Origin of the sequence: Cellulosimicrobium sp. PMB13 (assembly GCF_051294865.1) — a bacterium.
Lineage (GTDB): Bacteria > Actinomycetota > Actinomycetes > Actinomycetales > Cellulomonadaceae > Cellulosimicrobium.
Genome location: NZ_CP145910.1, coordinates 3,389,407 through 3,406,105, shown reverse-complemented (window position 1 = coordinate 3,406,105; position 16,699 = coordinate 3,389,407). Strand labels below are relative to the sequence as shown.

The window sequence follows — 16,699 nt, the reverse complement described above, 5'->3', positions numbered from 1 at the left end:
GCGGGCCCGGGGAGACCCCGGACCCGCTCCGTCATGGTGCGTGCGGCCGTCAGCTCACGTCGCCGCGCCACGCGCCCGTCTCGACGCCGCGCGACTCGATGAACTCCTTGAACCGTGCGAGGTCGCCCTTGACGCGACGCTCGTCGAGCTGCAGGAGGTCGCCGGCCTTCTCCACGACGCCCTCCGGCGACCAGTCGAGCTGGACCGTCACACGGGTCTCGGCGTCGCTCAGGCGGTGGAACGTCACGACGCCCGCGTGGTCCGGGCCCGACGTGCTGTTCCACGCGACGCGCTCGTCGGGGTGCTGCTCGGTGATCTCGGCGTCGAACTCGCGCTCCACGCCGCCGATCTTCGTCTTCCAGTGCGTGTGCGTCGCGTCGAGCTGCCGGATCTCCTCCACGCCCTCCATGAAGCGGGGGAACTCCTCGAACTGCGTCCACTGGTCGTAGGCCGTGCGGACGGGGACGCTGACATCGACGGACTGGGTGACCGTGCTCATCGAGATACCTCCTGGTGTCGGGGGCGGTACTCCTCCACCCTGAGCAGGTTGGCGTCCGCTCGCGCGTCGAGCGCCGTCACTCCACGTGGCTCGACGGGTCTCCCGAGGCAGGGCTGGACCCCGTGTCGCGCTCCGCGGCGGGGTCGCGCATCTCCGCCTTGTCGACGACGCCCAGCTCGTCGAGGAGGAAGAGGAACGCGCGGGCGTACGGGTTGTCGTCGACCCGCTCGCGCACCTCGGGCCACGCGATCTGCTCGCGCATCGCGCGCGCCACCGGGAGCAGGCGCGAGAAGTCGCAGAAGTGCTCGCCGATGACGCGCAGCTTCGACGCCATGATCTCCGTCGCCGACAGCACGGGCATGCGGACCGCGAGCACCTCGAGCTCGTCGGTGCGGGCCAGCAGGTCGTCGTCGATCGGCTCGCCGACCATGCGGTAGAGCACGTCGACGAGCTCCCCGTGGTGGTACGCCTTGAACAGCCAGTTCTCCGTCGGCTCGGTGATCTCGAGCCCCGCGTCGGCCAGCACCTCGCGCGCCCGGTCCACGTCGATCTCCCGGATCGCGAAGTCGGCGTCGTGGCTGGGCTCCGGGGCGCCGCGCGCCCACGCGGCGTACCCGCCGACGAGCGCGTGCGGGATCCCGGCCTCGGCGAGCGCGGCCGCCGTCATGCGCAGGCCGTCGTGCAGGGCCTCTCTGTCGTCCACCATGCCGAAGGGTCTACACCACGCGCCGTCCACCGGCACGTCGCGCGCCCGTCCCTCGGCACGTCGTGCGCTCGTCGGGCGGACGGCGGCGCACCGACGGGCCGTGCGGGGGTGCGGCGTGGCGCCCCCGCCCTCAGAATCGAGACGATGCGCCTCGCGACGTTCAACATCCTCCACGGACGGTCGACGGTCGACGACAGGGTCGACCTCGACCGCTTCGCGGACGCGGTCCGCGCGCTCGACGCCGACGTCCTCGCGCTCCAGGAGGTCGACCGCGACCAGCCGCGGTCCCACGGAGCCGACCTCACGGCCGTCGCCGCCGAGGCCGCGGGAGCGGTCGACCACCGGTTCGTGGCGACGCTCGTCGGGGAGCCGGGCGTGTGGTCCGCGCCCACCGGTGAGCAGCAGCCGGGCCAGGCGGCGTACGGGATCGCCGTCGTGAGCAGGTTCCCGGTGCGTTCGTGGCGGACCGTCGTCATGCCGCCGCCGCGCACGCGCGTCCCGGTGCGCTTCCCCGGGAGCCGCGTGCCCACGCTCGTGCGCGACGAGCCGCGCGCCGCGCTCGTGGCGTGCGTCGACGCGCCCGCGGGCCCGGTGACCGTCGTGTGCGCGCACCTGACCTTCGTGCCGGGACGCAACCTCACCCAGCTCGTCCGGCTGACGCGCTCGCTCGTCGAGGACGCACCGGCCGGAGAGCCCGTCGTGCTCATGGGCGACCTCAACATCGACGCGCCGCAGGCCGCCCGCACGAGCGGGTGGCAGCCGCTCGCGAGCGCCCCGACGTTCCCGGTCGGCACGCCCGCGCGCCAGCTCGACCACGTGCTCGCCCACGGGGCCGTCCGCGCCACCGCTCCGGGGGTCGCGGTCGACACGGGGCTCTCCGACCACCGGGCGCTCGTCGTGCCCGTCGCGCTCGGCGGCGAGCACGCCGCGTCGCCCACGCGCGCGCACGCCGCGGACGAGGACCGCGCGCCGTCGGTCCACCAGCAGGAGCACGGCGCCCGACGCACGTGACGGCAAGGGTGACGGGCTCGCGTGACGACGGTCGCACCGCCAGCCACTGGATCAGGACGGCCTATGTAGATTAGCCTCACCTTTGTGAGTGCACCCTCAGTCGAGTCCCCGACCTCGCGCCGGCCCCGTGCCGCAGCGCTGTCCGGCCACGACCTGCACCTGTCGTACGACGCCCGGACCGTCGTGCACGGCGCCGGTCTCGACCTCGTCCCGGGCGAGGTCACGGCCCTCATCGGGCCGAACGGGTCGGGCAAGTCCACCCTCCTGCGCTCGCTGGCCCGCCTGCACCGGCCCGACGCCGGCTCCGTCACGCTCGACGACGCGACCGACGCCCTCGCGCTGCACCCCAAGGACTTCGCACGGCGCGTGACGCTGCTGTCCCAGAGCCGGCCCACGCCGTCGGGCGTGTGCGTGCGCGACGTCGTCGCCTACGGCCGCCACCCCTACCGCGGGCGGTTCCGCGCGAACGACCCCGACGGCCCGCGCGCGATCACGCACGCGATGGAGGTGACAGGGGTCGCCGCGATGGCCGACCGCGGCGTCGACGAGCTGTCCGGCGGCGAGCTGCAGCGCGTGTGGCTCGCGACGTGCCTCGCGCAGGACACCGGCGTGCTCCTGCTCGACGAGCCCACGACGTACCTCGACCTGCGCTACCAGGTCGAGCTGCTCGACCTCGTGCGCGACCTGGCGGCCGAGCACGGCGTCGCCGTCGGCGTCGTCCTGCACGACCTCAACCAGGCCGCCTCCGTGGCCGACCACGTGGTCCTGCTCCACCACGGCGTGGTGCGCGCGGCCGGGCCGGCCGACGAGGTGCTCACCTCGGAGCTCCTCACCGAGGTGTACGGCATCCACGTCGACGTCTACACCCACCCGCTCACGGGTCGCACGTGCTGCGAGCCGCTCGGGCGGCACGCCGCCCGGGTCGGCGCCGCCGTGCTCGCCTGACCGCCCTCCGCACGTCCCTCATCCCGCAACGCCCGGGTCTCGCGCGGCCTCCTGCCGCACCGTCGCGCCCGGCACCTACACCGAACTTGTGAGGACACTCATGCGCTCGACCCGTACCCGATCCCTCGCCGCGGGGGCCCTCGCCCTCGCCGCGACGTTCGCCCTCGCCGCGTGCGGCACGACCGAGGACCCGGCGGACGCCGCGACCGACGACAGGGCGACCGACGCGGCCTCCGGCCCCGTGACGTACACCGACGAGCGCGGCGAGCACACGCTCGACGCGCCCGCGACCGAGATCGTCTCCCTCGAGTGGGGCCTCACGGAGAACCTCGTCGCGCTCGGCGTCGAGCCCGTCGGCCAGGCCGACGTCGAGGGCTACAACACGTGGGACACGGTCGCGCCGATCGACGCGAGCACGCCCGACGTCGGCACGCGCGGCGAGCCCAGCCTGGACGCCATCTCGGCACTCGAGCCGGACCTCGTCGTCACGACGACGGACCTGCCGGAGAACGTCATCGCGCAGATCGAGGAGGTCGCGCCGGTGCTCGTGCTGCGCGGCTCCGACGGCGAGGACCCGATCGGCTACATGCGGTCCACGGTCGAGACCCTGGGTGCCGTCACGGGCCGCGAGGACGAGGCGACCGCCGCGCTCGAGGAGTACGACGCGACGATCGCGGACGCCACGGCGGCGCTCGAGGAGGGCGGTCTGGCCGGGGCCGAGTTCGTCATGGCCGACGGCTGGGTCACCAACGGCGCCGTGTCCGTGCGCATGTTCACCCCGGGGTCGTTCTTCGGCGCGATCGGCGAGGAGCTCGGCCTCGTCAACGCCTGGACCGAGGGCGGCGACCCCGACTACGGCCTCGCGCAGACCGACGTCGAGGGCTTGACGCAGCTCGGTGACGTGCAGTTCCTCTACGTCGCGAGCGAGTCGGAGCCCGACCCGTTCACCGACGGCCTCGCGGGCAACGCCGTGTGGGAGCAGCTCCCGTTCGTCGTCTCCGGCGACGTGCACCGCCTGCCCGACGGCATCTGGATGTTCGGCGGCCCGCTGTCCGCGGCGGCCTACGCCGACGCGGTCGTCGACGCCCTGACCGCCTGACCCTCCCACCACCGCGGGCGTGAGCCCGCGACCAGAAGGCTGACGAGACGACTGTGACGAGGCGAGAGCGCACGACGGCGGAGCCGGACACCCTCCTCCTGGAGGACCCGGCTCCGACCGCCGTGCCGACATCCGACACCGCCCGCGGCGACGATCCCGCCGTCACGACGGCAGCACGCGTGCCGACGTCGCGCCTCGGGATCGCCGGGGCGTTCGTCGTCGCGGTCGTGGTCGCGGCCGTCCTCGCCGCCGTGCACCTCACGCAGGGCACGGCCGACGTCGGACCGCTCGACCTCCTGCGTCTGGCCACCGGCGGGGACGGCGTCGACCAGACCGTCGCCGTCCTCGTGGCCTCCCGCGTGCCGCGGCTCCTCGCGGGCCTGCTGCTGGGCGTCGCGCTCGGCGTCGCGGGCGCCGTGCTCCAGTCGGTCGCGCGCAACCCGCTCGCGTCCCCGGACACGCTCGCCGTGAACGCGGGCGCGTACCTCACGGTCGTCGTCGTCGCCGCGTTCGGCGTCTCGATCCCGTTCTACCTCCAGGGCGGCCTGGCGTTCCTCGGCGGGCTCGCCGCGGCCGGGCTCGTGCTCGTGCTCGCGCGCGGCGGTGCCGACGGGCCGACCCGCCTCGTGCTCGCCGGGTCCGCGATCATGCTCGCGTTGCACTCGCTGACGATGGTCCTGCTCGTGCTGTTCGAGCAGGAGACGATGGGCCTGTTCGCGTGGGGGAGCGGGTCCATCGTCCAGTCGGGCACCCGTACCGTCGCGATGGCCACACCGGTCGTCGTGGTCGGCGTCCTCGCCGCCCTCGTCCTGTCGCGCCGCCTCGACCTCCTCGGTCTCGGTGACGACGCCGCGACCGTCCTCGGCGTCGACGTGCGCCGCACGCGCGTCGTCGCGGTCCTCGTCGCCGTGCTGCTCGCCGCCATCGCCGTGACCGTCGCCGGACCGGTCGGGTTCGTCGGGCTCGCGGCCCCCGTCGTCGCGCGGCTCGTCGCGCGCCGCGTCCCCGGGCTCGGGCGGCACGTGCTGCTCCTGCCGTTCGCCGCGGTCGTCGGCGTGGTCGTCGTCCTCGGCGCGGACGTCCTGCTGCGCCTCCTGCTGCCGGGCATCCTGTCCATCGCGGTGCCCACGGGGATCGTGACGACCGTCCTCGGCGCAGTCCTGCTGATCTGGCTCGCGCGACGTCTGCGCGACTCCGGCTCCGGGGCCCGCGGCGGGCACGGCGCGCTGAGCCGGCCACGCTCGCGCCGGGCCGTGATCGTGGTCCTCGTCGTGCTGGCGCTCGCGGTCGCCGCGGCGGCCGTCGCCGGGCTCCTGCTCGGCGACCGGGTCGTGCTGCTCGGCGACGTCGCGAACTGGTGGAACGGTGCCGCGGGGCGGCACGTGACCTTCGTGCTCGACCAGCGCGTCCCGCGCGTGCTGGCCGCCCTGCTGGCCGGCGCGGCGCTCGCGCTCGCCGGCACGATCGTGCAGGCCGTGTGCCGCAACCCGCTCGCCGAGCCCAGCCTGCTCGGCGTGACGTCGGGTGCCGGGCTCGGGGCCGTGACGATGATCCTCCTCGTCCCGGGCGTCGGGATCTGGCCGATGTCCGCCGCCGCGGCGGTCGGGGCCTTCGCGGTGTTCGGCCTCGTCTACGGGCTGTCGTACCGCGGCGGGCTGAGCTCCGACCGGCTCGTGCTCATCGGCATCGGCGCCCAGGCCGGCGTCATGGCCCTCATCACGCTGCTCGTCGTCGTCGTCGCGCCGTGGGACGTCAACCTCGCGCTCACCTGGCTCTCGGGCTCGACGTACGGGCGCACGCTCGAGCAGCTCCTCCCGGTCGCGCTCGCGCTCCTCGTCATCACGCCGCTCGCCGCCGTGCACCGCCGCGACCTCGACGTCGTCGCGCTCGACGACGACACGCCGCGCGTCCTCGGCGTCGCGCTCGACCGCACGCGCCTGCTCCTGCTCGGTGCCGCCGCCCTGCTCACCGCCGCGGCCGTGTGCGCGATCGGCGCGCTCGCGTTCGTGGGGCTCGTCGCCCCGCACGCGGCGCGGGCGCTCGTGGGCGCGCGGCACGCCCGCGTGATCCCCGTCGCGATGCTCCTGGGTGCGCTCCTCGTCTCCGTCGCGGACACGCTGGGGCGCGTCGTCATCGCGCCCGAGCAGATCCCCGCGGGCCTCGGCACGGCGCTGCTCGGCGCGCCGTACTTCGTCTACCTGCTCTGGCGCAGCCGGGGCCGGGGTGCGTGACGCGGATCACCGGTTCCCCGGGAGGTCCGGAGCCCGGACGGGTTGACCCGGGCCGCACTGCGTAGGTTAGCCTCACCTGTGTGAGTCAGACCGTCGAGACGCCCCGGACCGCCGCCCGTCGTCGCCCCGCCGCGCGGGCCGCGGCACGGGCCACGAGCCCGTGGCAGTTCTTCGACGTCGCGGTCGCCCGGATCGAGCAGCTCACGCCGAGTTACCGGCGCTTCACGTTCACCGGGCCCGAGCTCGCGCACTTCGCCGACCCGGGCCGCGACGTGCGGATCAAGTTCGTCCTGCCCGCCCCCGACGGCGGCTACGAGCACCTCGTGCGCTCCGACGACTGGTACGCCGCGTGGCGCGCCCAGCCCGAGGAGCGGCGCAACCCGTTCCGCACCTACACGACCGTCGCCGTGCGCCCCGAGGTGGGGGAGGTCGACGTCGACGTCGTGCTCCACGGTGACGCCGGACCGGCCTCGCGGTGGGCGCTGCACGCCGAGGTCGGCACGCCGCTCGTCCTGCTCGGCCCGGACGCTCGCTTCGACGGCCCGCCCGGCGGGATCGAGTTCCACCCGCCGGCACGTGCTCACGCGCTCCTGCTCGCGGGCGACGAGACCGCGCTGCCCGCGATCGCCGCGATCTGCGAGGACCTGCCCGCCGACGCGTGGGGCGAGGTCTACGTCGAGGTGCCGCACGTGCAGGACGCGCGCACGCTCGTCGCGCCCCCCGGGGTGCGCGTGACGTTCCTGGCGCGCGACGCCGAGGCGGCGCCCCACGACCTGACCGACGACGTGGCCGGTGACCGCACGCACGCGGAGCACGGCGCGCTGCTCGTGCCCGCCGTCAAGGAGGCCGCCGAGCGGATCCTCGCCGCCGGTGTGCTGGGCACCGACCCGCCGACGCAGTGCACGACCGCGGAGTCGCTCGAGGACGTCGACGTCGACGCGTCCATCCTGTGGGAGGTCCCCGCCCTGCTCGAGGACGAGACCGTCCTGTACGCGTGGCTCGCGGGCGAGGCCAGCGTCATCAAGACGCTGCGCCGCCACCTCGTCGCCGAGCTGGGCGTCGACCGCCGGGCCGTCGCGTTCATGGGCTACTGGCGCCAGGGCCGCGCCGAGGGCTGAGGCCTCTCCACGCGCGAGGCCCCGCCGCATCGGGGCGGTTCCCAGGGGTCGTCGCACGACGTACTCACGTGGGGAGCGAGCTGAGGGCGTCGTGCTGTGTGTAGTCTCTGGCCACACACGGTCACGACGGGGGTGCGTTCATGCGAGGAAGCAGGGCGGCCGGGGGCTCAGCCCTGGTGCTGGTGGCGCTGTTGGTGGCTGGCTGCAGCAGCGCGAGCAGCGAGCCACCCGAACCCACGGGAGAGGTGGCCCAGGTCGACGCGCCCGGAGACGCCGTGGCGCAGGACGCTGCCGCGTGCGCGGCTGTCTCCGACGTGATGACGATCGTGGAGAACGCAGACGTCGCCCTGAGCGAGGGCCGCATGGCCGCCCAGGAGCAGCAGGGCTGGTACGCCGTCGCGACGCGCTCACTCGACCGCATCCCGTCGAGCGGGGACGGTGCTGTCAGCCGCGGGATCGCCGACCTGCAGGAGGCGGTCGGGGTCAGGTCGGACGCCTGGAACGACGCGCTCACCGCGCTCGGCGAGCCGTGCCTGGCGGTGGATGCCGAGCTGACCATCTCCATGTTCACCGGCGGCTGAGGCGCGCTTGCGGCGACCACGTGAGCTCACGTCGTCCGGCGGGGCCCTCGGCGTCCGTGCGGGAGGTCGGCGCCGGGCAGGTCGGGACCGGCAGGTCAGCCGGCCGGGACGGCGAGGTCGTCGACCACCTCGACGCCCGGCAGGCGGCCCAGCAGCGCGCCCGGTAGGAGCAGCTTCGAGCGGCGCACCCCGCTGCCGACCAGCGCGAGCTCGCCGTCGGTCACGACGCGCGCGTCGACGAGGACCCGCCACCCCTCGGGCAGCCCGATCGGCGTGATCCCGCCGTACTCCATCCCGGACTCGGCCGTCGCGCGGTCGGTCGGCAGGAACGACGCCTTGCGCACGTCGAGGAGCTTGCGGATGCGCGTGTTGACGTCGGCGCGCGTGTGGGCGCGCACCACGGCGGCGGCGATCCTCTCGTCACCCGCGCGCGAGCCGCCCACGACCACGCAGTTGGCCGACGCCTCGACGGGCAGCGCGAACGTCTCGTTGAGGGTCGCGGTGTCCGCGAGGTCGGGGTCGATCTCGGTGACGGCCACCAGGGCGGCGACGTCGGGATCGACGTCGGCCCAGCGCCGCAGCGCGTCCGCCGTCGCCGGGGCGACGAGGTCGAGGTGGTCGAGCGCGGGCTCCCAGCGCAGGGAGCCGAGCGTGGGGAGGGCGGGGGCGTCCATGGGTCCTTCCGGTGGTCGGCGGCACGGCGGCACCCGTCCGGAGGGGTGGGTGGAGGGTGGCCAGGCGGCCGGCGGTCAGTCCTGCACCTGGTACGTCACCGTCAGGGTCGCGCGTGCGAGCGTGTGGAACAGCGCGTTGAACGCTACCGCGGTCGGCGTCGCGTCGGGGCCCAGGCCCGCGGCGTCCGCGAGCGAGTCGACGTCGAGGGCGTGCACCGCGAACACGTAGCGGTGCGGGCGGTCGCCCGCGGGCGGCGCGGCGCCGGTGTAGCCGGGCTCGCCGCCGTCGTTGCGGACGTGGAATGCGCCGTCGGGCAGGCCCGAGCCGTCGGGGGCGCCGGCGCCGCTCTCGAGCGACGTCACGGTGGCGGGGACGTCGGCGACGGTCCAGTGCCAGAAGCCGGCGGGGGTCGGAGCGTCCGGGTCGAAGCACGACACGACGAACGAGCGCGTCCCCTCCGGGGCGCCGGACCACGCGAGGGCGGGGGACCGGTCGCCCTCCGCGGCGACGTGCGCTGCGGGCATGGGCTCGCCCTCGGTGAGGTCGGTGCTCGTGAGCGCGAACGACGGCACCGCGGGGAGGCGGTCGTAGGGGTCGGGGGCGGTCGGACGGGAGTCGAGGTCCACAGAGGTCATGGCCACATCGTGCCGAACCGGACGGCCGCAGGCATCTCGCGGAGCACGCGGCGCCGGGTCCGGGGAAGAGTGACCCTCAGGTGAAGGTCGAGGGTTCGAGGGCGGCGCAGAGAACATTCGACCGATGGTCGAGGGTTGAGGAGGAGCATTCGGACGAAGCCGACGACCCGACCCCGCGGAGTTGACAGGGCCGACGGGGCGGTCGAACACTGGAGATGTTCGAACATCTGTTCGAGACGCTGCTCGTCCTGACCGACGAGCGCCGTGGAGCACGAGCAGGACCTGGAGGCGAGATGACCGTCCTCGCCGATCCGGCCGAGCGCCCGACGCCTCCGGTCGGCCCGACACCTCAGGACGCAGGCCGGGCCGAGCGCGCCGCCCTGGCGCGGGCCGCGCTGCGCCGGGCGGAGGAGCGCGCAGGCGTGCGCCACCACGACCGCCGTCGCCCTCTCGCGACGCCGGCCCTCGCTCCCGTCACGCCCGTCGCCGTCCTCCGCGACCGCGCCACCGACGTGCGCACCGCCGCGCGGACCGACGTGCGCACCGACGCGCGGGCCGTGCCCACCGTGCCGGCGGTGCGCGTCCCGCCGCGCGAGCCGTCGCGGACGACGGCGCCCGACGAGCGGTCGTGGCCCGTGCAGGACGCGCTCGCCCCTCTCCTGCCCACCGGCGCGCTCCAGCGCGGCACGGTTCTCGCCGTGCGCGGCTCGACGAGCCTGCTGCTCGCGCTGGTCGCGGGCGCGTCGGCGGCCGGGGCCTGGACGACCGCGGTCGGCCTGCCCGACGTCGGGCTGCTCGCCGCCGCGGACGCCGGCGTCGACCTCGGCCGCCTCGCGCTCGTGCCCCGCCCGGGGCCGGACGCCGCGGTCGCCCTCGCGGCGCTCGTCGACGGGATGGACGTCGTGGTCGTCGGCCCGGCGGCGGCGCTCGTCGACGCCGACCGCCGTCGCGTCGTCGCGCGGGCGAGGGAGCGCGGCACGGTGCTCCTCGCCGCGACCACGTGGCCCGGAGCGCACGTCGCGCTCACCGTGACGGGCGGGGCCTGGTCGGGCGCCGACCACGGCGCGGGCTGGCTCCGTCGCCGCACGCTGCGCGTCGAGCGTGCGGGGCGCGCGGGGGCGGCGCGGCCGGTCCACCTCGAGGTCGAGCTGCCGCTCGGCCGCCGGGACTGGCCCGCGTACCTCGTCGAGCGCGACAGCGCGACGGCGGCCGACCGGCGGACGGCCGACGACCCGGTCGCCCTGACGCAGCGCGCGGACCGGCTGAGGCTCGTGGGATGAGCCGCCCGACCCGTGGCCCGAGGCCTGCCTCCGGGCAGGCAGGGCAGGCAGGTCAGCCCGCGACCGACGTGGTGGGCAGGGCGCCCACGCGCACCGCCGCCCTGTGGGTCCCGGACTGGCCCGTGCTCGCCGCGATGGCCGTCCGCGAGATCCCCGCGCACGTGCCCGCCGCGACGCACGACGGCCGCCGCGTCGTCGCCGTCTCCGCCACCGCGCGGGCCGCCGGGGTGCGCCGGGGGATGCGGCGCCGTCGGGCGCGCGAGTGCTGCCCGGAGCTCGAGCTGCTCGACGTCGACGACGCGCGCGACGCCCGCGAGTTCGAGCCCGTGGCGCTCGCGGCGGAGTCCGTCGTGGCCGGGCTGGAGATCACCCGGCCCGGGCTGCTGCTCCTGCCCGCCACGGGCGCGAGCCGCTACCACGGCTCTGACGCCGCGCTCGCGGAGGCGCTCGTGGCGCGCGTCGTCGAGCGCACGGGCCACGAGGCCCAGGTGGGCGTCGCCGACGGCATCCTCGCGGCGGTGCTCGCCGCGCGCTCGTCGGTGACGGTGCCGCGGGGCGAGGCCGCGGCGTTCCTCGCGCCGCGCCCCGCGGCCGACCTCGTCCACGTCGCCACCCGGCCCGACGTCGCGGTCGCGGTCACCGAGCTCGTCCAGCTCCTCGACCGCCTCGGCGTCCGCACGCTCGGTGCGCTCGCCGCCCTGCCCGCCGCGACCGTCGAGGGACGCTTCGGCGAGACCGGCGCGTGGGCGCACCGCCTCGCGCGCGGCGAGGACCTGCGCCCGCCCGCCCGGCGGCGCGTCGAGCCGGACGTCGCGGTCGCCACCGAGCTCGACCCGCCCGCCGAGCGCGTCGACGTCGCGACGTTCGCCGCACGCCGCCTCGCGGAGGACCTCCACGACCAGCTCGTCACCCGGTCCCTCGTCGCGGGGAGGCTGCGCATCACCGCGCGCACGACCGAGGGCGACGACCTCGAGCGCACGTGGCGCCTCGACGGTCCCACGGGCGTGCTGAGCCCGGCCCGCATCACCGACCGGGTGCGCTGGCAGCTCGAGGGCTGGCTCACCACGGCCTCGCTCCGGGCCGCCGGGCGGCCCGGCGGCACCGTCGCCGTGCCCGACGGCGCACCCCTCGCGCGCCTGGCCCTCACCGCCGAGGAGGTCGTCCCCGCGGGCGCCGAGCAGCCGCGTTTGTGGGGCGCCTCCAGCGGCGAGGACCAGCGCGCCCACCGTGCGCTCGGCCGCGTCCAGGGCCTGCTCGGCGGCGACGCCGTGCTGCGCGCGCGCGTCCAGGGCGGCCGCGACGCGGCCGACCGCGTCCACCTCGCCCCGTTCGGCGAGGACGTCGCGCTCCCGCGCGACCCCGACCGGCCCTGGCCCGGCGCGCTGCCCAGCCCGGCCCCCGCCGTCGTGCCCGCCGCCCCGCAGGACGCCGTCGTGCTCGACGACGCCGGGCGCCCCGTCGTGGTCGACGCGCGCCTCGCGATGAGCGGCGAGCCGGCGAGCGTGCGGTGCCCCGCGGACGAGGCGACCGGGACGGCCCGGCGGACGCCGGAGAGGGTGGGCGAGACGGGTGCGGGTGAGGAGCGCGCCGTCGTCGACTGGGCCGGGCCGTGGCCCGTCGCCGAGCGCTGGTGGGCCCCCGCGCCCCGCCGCCGCGTCCACCTCCAGGTGCTGCTCGACGACGGCCGTGGGCTGCTGCTCGCGAGCACGCGCGGCCGCTGGACCGTCGAGGGGGTGTACGACTGATGCCGCGCGCCCCCCGGTACGCCGAGCTGCACGCCCACTCCGCGTTCAGCTTCCTCGACGGCGCGTCCCACCCCGAGGAGCTCGCCGCCGAGGGCGCGCGCCTGGGGCTGTCCGCGCTGGCGATCACCGACCACGACGGCCTCTACGGCGTCGTCCGGTTCTCCCAGGCCGCCGCGAAGGTGTCGCTGCCCACCGTCTTCGGCGCGGAGCTGCACCTGCCCGTCCCCGCCGGCCCGGCGGGGGAGACGGCCGGGAACCCGTCCGGGCGCGGGGCGCAGCGCGGGCGGCGCGCGCCGTCGGGCGCACCCGTGCTCGACCCGCCCACCGGCGTGCCCGACCCGCGCGCCACCCACCTGCTCGCCCTCGCGCGCGGCCCCCAGGGCTACCGGAACCTGTCGCGCGCGATCGCCACCGCGCACCTCGCGACCGGGACCAAGGGCGCCGCCGACTACCGGCTCGAGGAGCTGGGTCACGAGGCCGACGGGCAGTGGCTCGTCCTCACCGGGTGCCGCAAGGGCGCCGTGCGCCGCGCGCTCGTCACCTCCGGGCGCGCCGAGGCCCGTCGCGAGCTCGACCGGCTCGTCGCCGTCTTCGGCGCCGGGAACGTCGCCGTCGAGATCACCGCCCACGACGACCCGCGCACCGCCGACCTGCACGACGCGCTCGCCGACCTCGCCGCCGACGCGCGGCTCCCGCTCGTCGCGACGACCGCCGCCCACTACGCCCGCCCGCGCGACGCCGACCTCGCGGGGGCGCTCGCGGCCGTGCGCGCCCGGTCGTCGCTCGACGACATGGACGGCTGGCTGCCCGGCGCCCCCACCGCGCACCTGCGCTCCGCCGCCGAGATGCTGACGCGCCACCGCCGGTACCCGGAGGCCGTCGCGACGGCCGCGGCGCTCGGCGACGAGTGCGCGTTCGACCTGAGCCTCGTCGCGCCGCGGCTCCCGCCCTACCCCGTGCCCGACGGGCACACCGAGGCCACGTGGCTGCGCGAGCTCGTGCGGCGCGGGGCCGAGGACCGGTACGGGCCCCGCCCCCGGCCGGGCGAGAGCGAGCGCGTGCCCGGCGCGTGGCGGCAGATCGACCACGAGCTGAGGGTCATCGAGGACCTCGAGTTCCCCGGGTACTTCCTCGTCGTCTACGACCTCGTCGAGTTCTGCCGCGTCAACGGCATCCTCGCGCAGGGCCGCGGGTCCGCCGCGAACTCCGCCGTCTGCTACGCGCTCGGCATCACCGCCGTCGACGCCGTGAAGCACGGCCTCCTGTTCGAGCGCTTCCTCGCGCCCGAGCGCGACGGCCCGCCCGACATCGACGTCGACATCGAGTCGGAGCGGCGCGAGGAGGTCATCCAGCACGTCTACGGGAAGTTCGGCCGCACGCACGCCGCGCAGGTCGCGAACGTCATCTCCTACCGTCCCAAGTCCGCCGTGCGCGACGCCGCACGGGCGCTCGGGTACGACATCGGGCAGGCTGACGCCTGGAGCAAGTCCATCGAGCGGTGGGGCTCCCTGCGCGGACCGGACCCGTCGTCGCCGGCGGCGGACCGCGCCGCCAAGGAGCGGGACATCGCGACGAAGACCGCCGAGAAGGACGCGCGCGTCGCGGCGCTCTGGGGCCCTGTCTCTCCGGGGTCGGTGGCACCTGGGAGGGAGGTGGGGGTGGCGCGCGCGGCCTACCATCCGCGGGCCTCGTCCCTCGGCCCGCTCCCGCCAGACCCGACCACGGCCGCGCGCGCCACCCCCACCTCCCCACGCACCGGCACCTCCCGAGGTGAAGCCTCGGGCGACGACGGCCTCACCTCCCGACGTGCCGGCACCTTCCGGGACGGCGCCTCGCGCGACGACGGCCCCACCTCGGCGTCGGGCGTCGTTACCGGTGCCACGTCCGGTGGGCGCGGCGAGCGGCTGCACGTCGGGCACCGGGGCGACTGGTCGCCCGACCTGACGGGCCGGGCGATGCGTCCGCGCGTCGTCGACCCTCTCGCCGAGGACCAGGGCGACGCGCACGGCAGAGGGCGGGGGGTGGGGACCGCCGAGGGCCGTGGTCGGGCCTGGCGGGAGGACCCGAGGAACGAGGGTCCGGATGGTAGGCCCGAGCGCGGTCCCCACCCCCCGGCCGGAGGTGACCGGGAGCGAGGCGACCACAGGAACAGGATCGAGGGCGCGCTGCGCGCGGACGACACGCACGACGTCGTGCCCGAGCAGCGGCCGCCGTCCGCCGCGGAGGACGGTGAGATCCCCGACGAGGTGCTGGACCTCGCGGACCGGATGCTGCGCCTGCCGCGGCACCTCGGGATCCACTCGGGCGGCATGGTCATGTGTGACCGCCCGGTCATCGAGGTGTGCCCCGTCGAGTGGGCGCGCATGGAGGGGCGCACGGTCCTGCAGTGGGACAAGGAGGACTGCGCCGACGCGGGGCTCGTGAAGTTCGACCTGCTGGGGCTCGGGATGCTCACGGCGCTGCGCATCGGGTTCGGTCTGGTCGAGCAGCACGAGGGGGCGCACCTGGAGCTGCACACGCTGCCCGAGGACGACCCGGCGGTGTACGACCTGCTGTGCGCCGCCGACACCGTGGGTGTGTTCCAGGTGGAGTCGCGCGCGCAGATGGCGACGCTGCCGCGGCTGCAGCCACGACAGTTCTACGACATCGTCATCGAGGTCGCGCTCATCCGCCCCGGACCGATCCAGGGCGGGTCCGTGCACCCGTACATCAACCGTGCGCGGGGCCGGGAGCCGGTGACGTTCCTCCACCCGCTGCTGGAGAAGTCGCTGGGCAAGACGCTCGGGGTGCCGCTGTTCCAGGAGCAGCTCATGCAGATGGCGATCGACGTCGCGGGCTTCTCGCCGGCGGAGTCGGACCAGCTGCGGCGCGCGATGGGGTCGAAGCGCTCGGTCGAGCGCATGGAGGCGCTGCACGGGCGGCTCCTCGAGGGGATGGCGAAGAACGGGGTCCCGCCGGACGTGGGCGAGCAGATCTACGACAAGCTCAAGGCGTTCGCCGACTTCGGGTTCCCCGAGTCGCACGCGTACTCGTTCGCGTTCCTCGTGTACGCGAGCTCGTGGCTCAAGGTGCACCATCCCGCGGCGTTCTACGCGGGGCTGCTCGCGGCGCAGCCCATGGGGTTCTACTCGCCGCAGTCGCTCGTGGCCGACGCGCGGCGTCACGGCGTGACGGTGCTGCGCCCGGACGTCAACGCGTCGGGGGTCGAGGCGACGGTCGAGCGTCTGCCTGCGGACGGGGGCACGGGAGAGGGCGGGGGGTCGCGGATCGACACCGCGTTCGGGCCCGAGCCGGACCTCGGGCTCGCGGTGCGGCTCGGGCTCGCGAGCGTGCGGGGGCTGGGCAAGCAGGCCGCCGAGCGGATCGTCGCGGCCCGGGACGGGGCCGACGGCGAGGGCACCGCGGCATCGCCCGCCGGCCCGGCGTCGTCGTGGGTCGACGACGGGCCCCGACCGTTCACCGACCTGCGCGACCTCGTGCGGCGCGTCGACCTCACGACCGCCCAGCTCGAAGGGCTGGCGACCGCGGGCGCGACGGAGTCGCTCGGGACGTCACGCCGCGAGGCCCTGTGGGCCGCGGGCGCCCTGTCCCAGGAAGGACCGGACACGCTGCCGGGCGTGAGCGTCGGCGTCGAGGCACCGCCCCTGCCCGGGATGACCGACGTCGAGACCGCCGTCGCCGACGTGTGGGCCACGGGCGTGTCGACCGACTCCTACCCGACGCAGCACGTGCGCGGTGGGCTCACTGCCGCCGGGGTGCTCACCGTCGCGGGCGCGGTGCGTGCCGCGGAGGAGATCGAGTATGCGGACGAGGCGGAGCGGGCGGCGGGGGAGCCGCCCGGTACCCGCCCGCGGCCGGGGTCGCGCGTCGCCGTCGGGGGCGTCGTGACCCACCGGCAGCGCCCCGGCACGGCGCGCGGCGTGACCTTCCTGTCCCTCGAGGACGAGACGGGCATCCTCAACGTCGTGTGCTCGGCCGGGCTCTGGCGCCGGTTTCGCAAGGTCGCGCGGGCCTCTGCGGCGATGGTCGTCCGGGGTCGTCTCGAGCGGGCCGACGGCGCGACGAACCTCGTCGCCGAGCACCTCGCCCCGCTCTCGCTCCAGGTGTCGACGACGTCGCGCGACTTCCGTTGAGCCGGCGTCTGGTATCACGCGTCCCGCGCGGCTGCTCCTTC

Annotated in this window: 13 protein-coding genes; 9 read left to right on the top strand and 4 right to left on the bottom strand. The window is 76.0% G+C overall.

The genetic code is table 11. The features are described 5' to 3' along the window. Positions 1-49: 49 nt before the first annotated feature. On the bottom strand, positions 50-499 hold the full coding sequence (locus V5D56_RS15310; protein ID WP_435736148.1) for an SRPBCC family protein: 450 nt from the start codon (positions 497-499) through the stop codon (positions 50-52). Positions 500-575: 76 nt separating this feature from the next. Further along, entirely contained in the window at positions 576-1,205 is a 630-nt protein-coding gene (locus V5D56_RS15305) for a nucleotidyltransferase family protein (protein ID WP_435736147.1), read from the bottom strand. A gap of 144 nt (positions 1,206-1,349) precedes the next feature. Here V5D56_RS15305 and V5D56_RS15300 point away from each other — a divergent pair, with 144 nt between their 5' ends. The 6 genes from V5D56_RS15300 (at position 1,350) to V5D56_RS15275 (ending at position 8,190) form a co-directional block, all read left to right on the top strand. Continuing rightward, the gene (locus V5D56_RS15300; protein ID WP_435736146.1) at positions 1,350-2,216 is read left to right on the top strand and encodes an endonuclease/exonuclease/phosphatase family protein; all 867 of its coding nucleotides are present in this window, start codon (positions 1,350-1,352) and stop codon (positions 2,214-2,216) included. Between the two features lie 84 nt (positions 2,217-2,300). Beyond that, positions 2,301-3,161 carry an ABC transporter ATP-binding protein gene (locus tag V5D56_RS15295; protein WP_435736145.1) on the top strand — a complete coding sequence of 287 codons (861 nt, stop codon included), beginning with the start codon at positions 2,301-2,303 and terminating at the stop codon, positions 3,159-3,161. Between the two features lie 100 nt (positions 3,162-3,261). Continuing rightward, a complete protein-coding gene (locus tag V5D56_RS15290; protein WP_435736144.1) occupies positions 3,262-4,260 on the top strand; it encodes an ABC transporter substrate-binding protein in 999 nt (332 codons plus the stop codon). A 53-nt stretch (positions 4,261-4,313) separates the two neighbouring features. Then, positions 4,314-6,491: an iron ABC transporter permease gene (locus V5D56_RS15285; RefSeq protein WP_435736143.1), complete on the top strand. Its 2,178-nt coding sequence runs from the start codon at positions 4,314-4,316 to the stop codon at positions 6,489-6,491. An 80-nt stretch (positions 6,492-6,571) separates the two neighbouring features. Continuing rightward, positions 6,572-7,609, top strand: a complete 1,038-nt coding sequence (locus V5D56_RS15280) for a siderophore-interacting protein (protein WP_435736142.1) — start codon at positions 6,572-6,574, stop codon at positions 7,607-7,609. A gap of 140 nt (positions 7,610-7,749) precedes the next feature. Continuing rightward, positions 7,750-8,190, top strand: a complete 441-nt coding sequence (locus V5D56_RS15275) for a hypothetical protein (protein WP_435736141.1) — start codon at positions 7,750-7,752, stop codon at positions 8,188-8,190. A gap of 95 nt (positions 8,191-8,285) precedes the next feature. Here V5D56_RS15275 and V5D56_RS15270 read toward each other — a convergent pair whose 3' ends face one another. Continuing rightward, complete coding sequence (locus V5D56_RS15270) at positions 8,286-8,864, bottom strand: YbaK/EbsC family protein (RefSeq protein WP_435736140.1); 579 nt, start codon at positions 8,862-8,864, stop codon at positions 8,286-8,288. Between the two features lie 75 nt (positions 8,865-8,939). Beyond that, positions 8,940-9,500, bottom strand: a complete 561-nt coding sequence (locus V5D56_RS15265) for a YbhB/YbcL family Raf kinase inhibitor-like protein (protein WP_435736139.1) — start codon at positions 9,498-9,500, stop codon at positions 8,940-8,942. A gap of 215 nt (positions 9,501-9,715) precedes the next feature. Here V5D56_RS15265 and V5D56_RS15260 point away from each other — a divergent pair, with 215 nt between their 5' ends. Genes V5D56_RS15260 through V5D56_RS15250 form a run of 3 tightly spaced genes read left to right on the top strand, consistent with a single transcriptional unit; the run spans position 9,716 to position 16,658 of the window. Beyond that, positions 9,716-10,780, top strand: coding sequence for a hypothetical protein (locus tag V5D56_RS15260; RefSeq protein ID WP_435736138.1), 1,065 nt, complete (start codon positions 9,716-9,718; stop codon positions 10,778-10,780). After that, on the top strand, positions 10,777-12,525 hold the full coding sequence (locus tag V5D56_RS15255; protein WP_435736137.1) for a DNA polymerase Y family protein: 1,749 nt from the start codon (positions 10,777-10,779) through the stop codon (positions 12,523-12,525). Before V5D56_RS15260 ends, V5D56_RS15255 begins: the two co-directional genes overlap by 4 nt. Then, the gene (locus V5D56_RS15250; protein ID WP_435736136.1) at positions 12,525-16,658 is read left to right on the top strand and encodes a PHP domain-containing protein; all 4,134 of its coding nucleotides are present in this window, start codon (positions 12,525-12,527) and stop codon (positions 16,656-16,658) included. The genes V5D56_RS15255 and V5D56_RS15250 overlap by 1 nt, the downstream gene beginning before the upstream one ends. Positions 16,659-16,699: the final 41 nt, after the last annotated feature.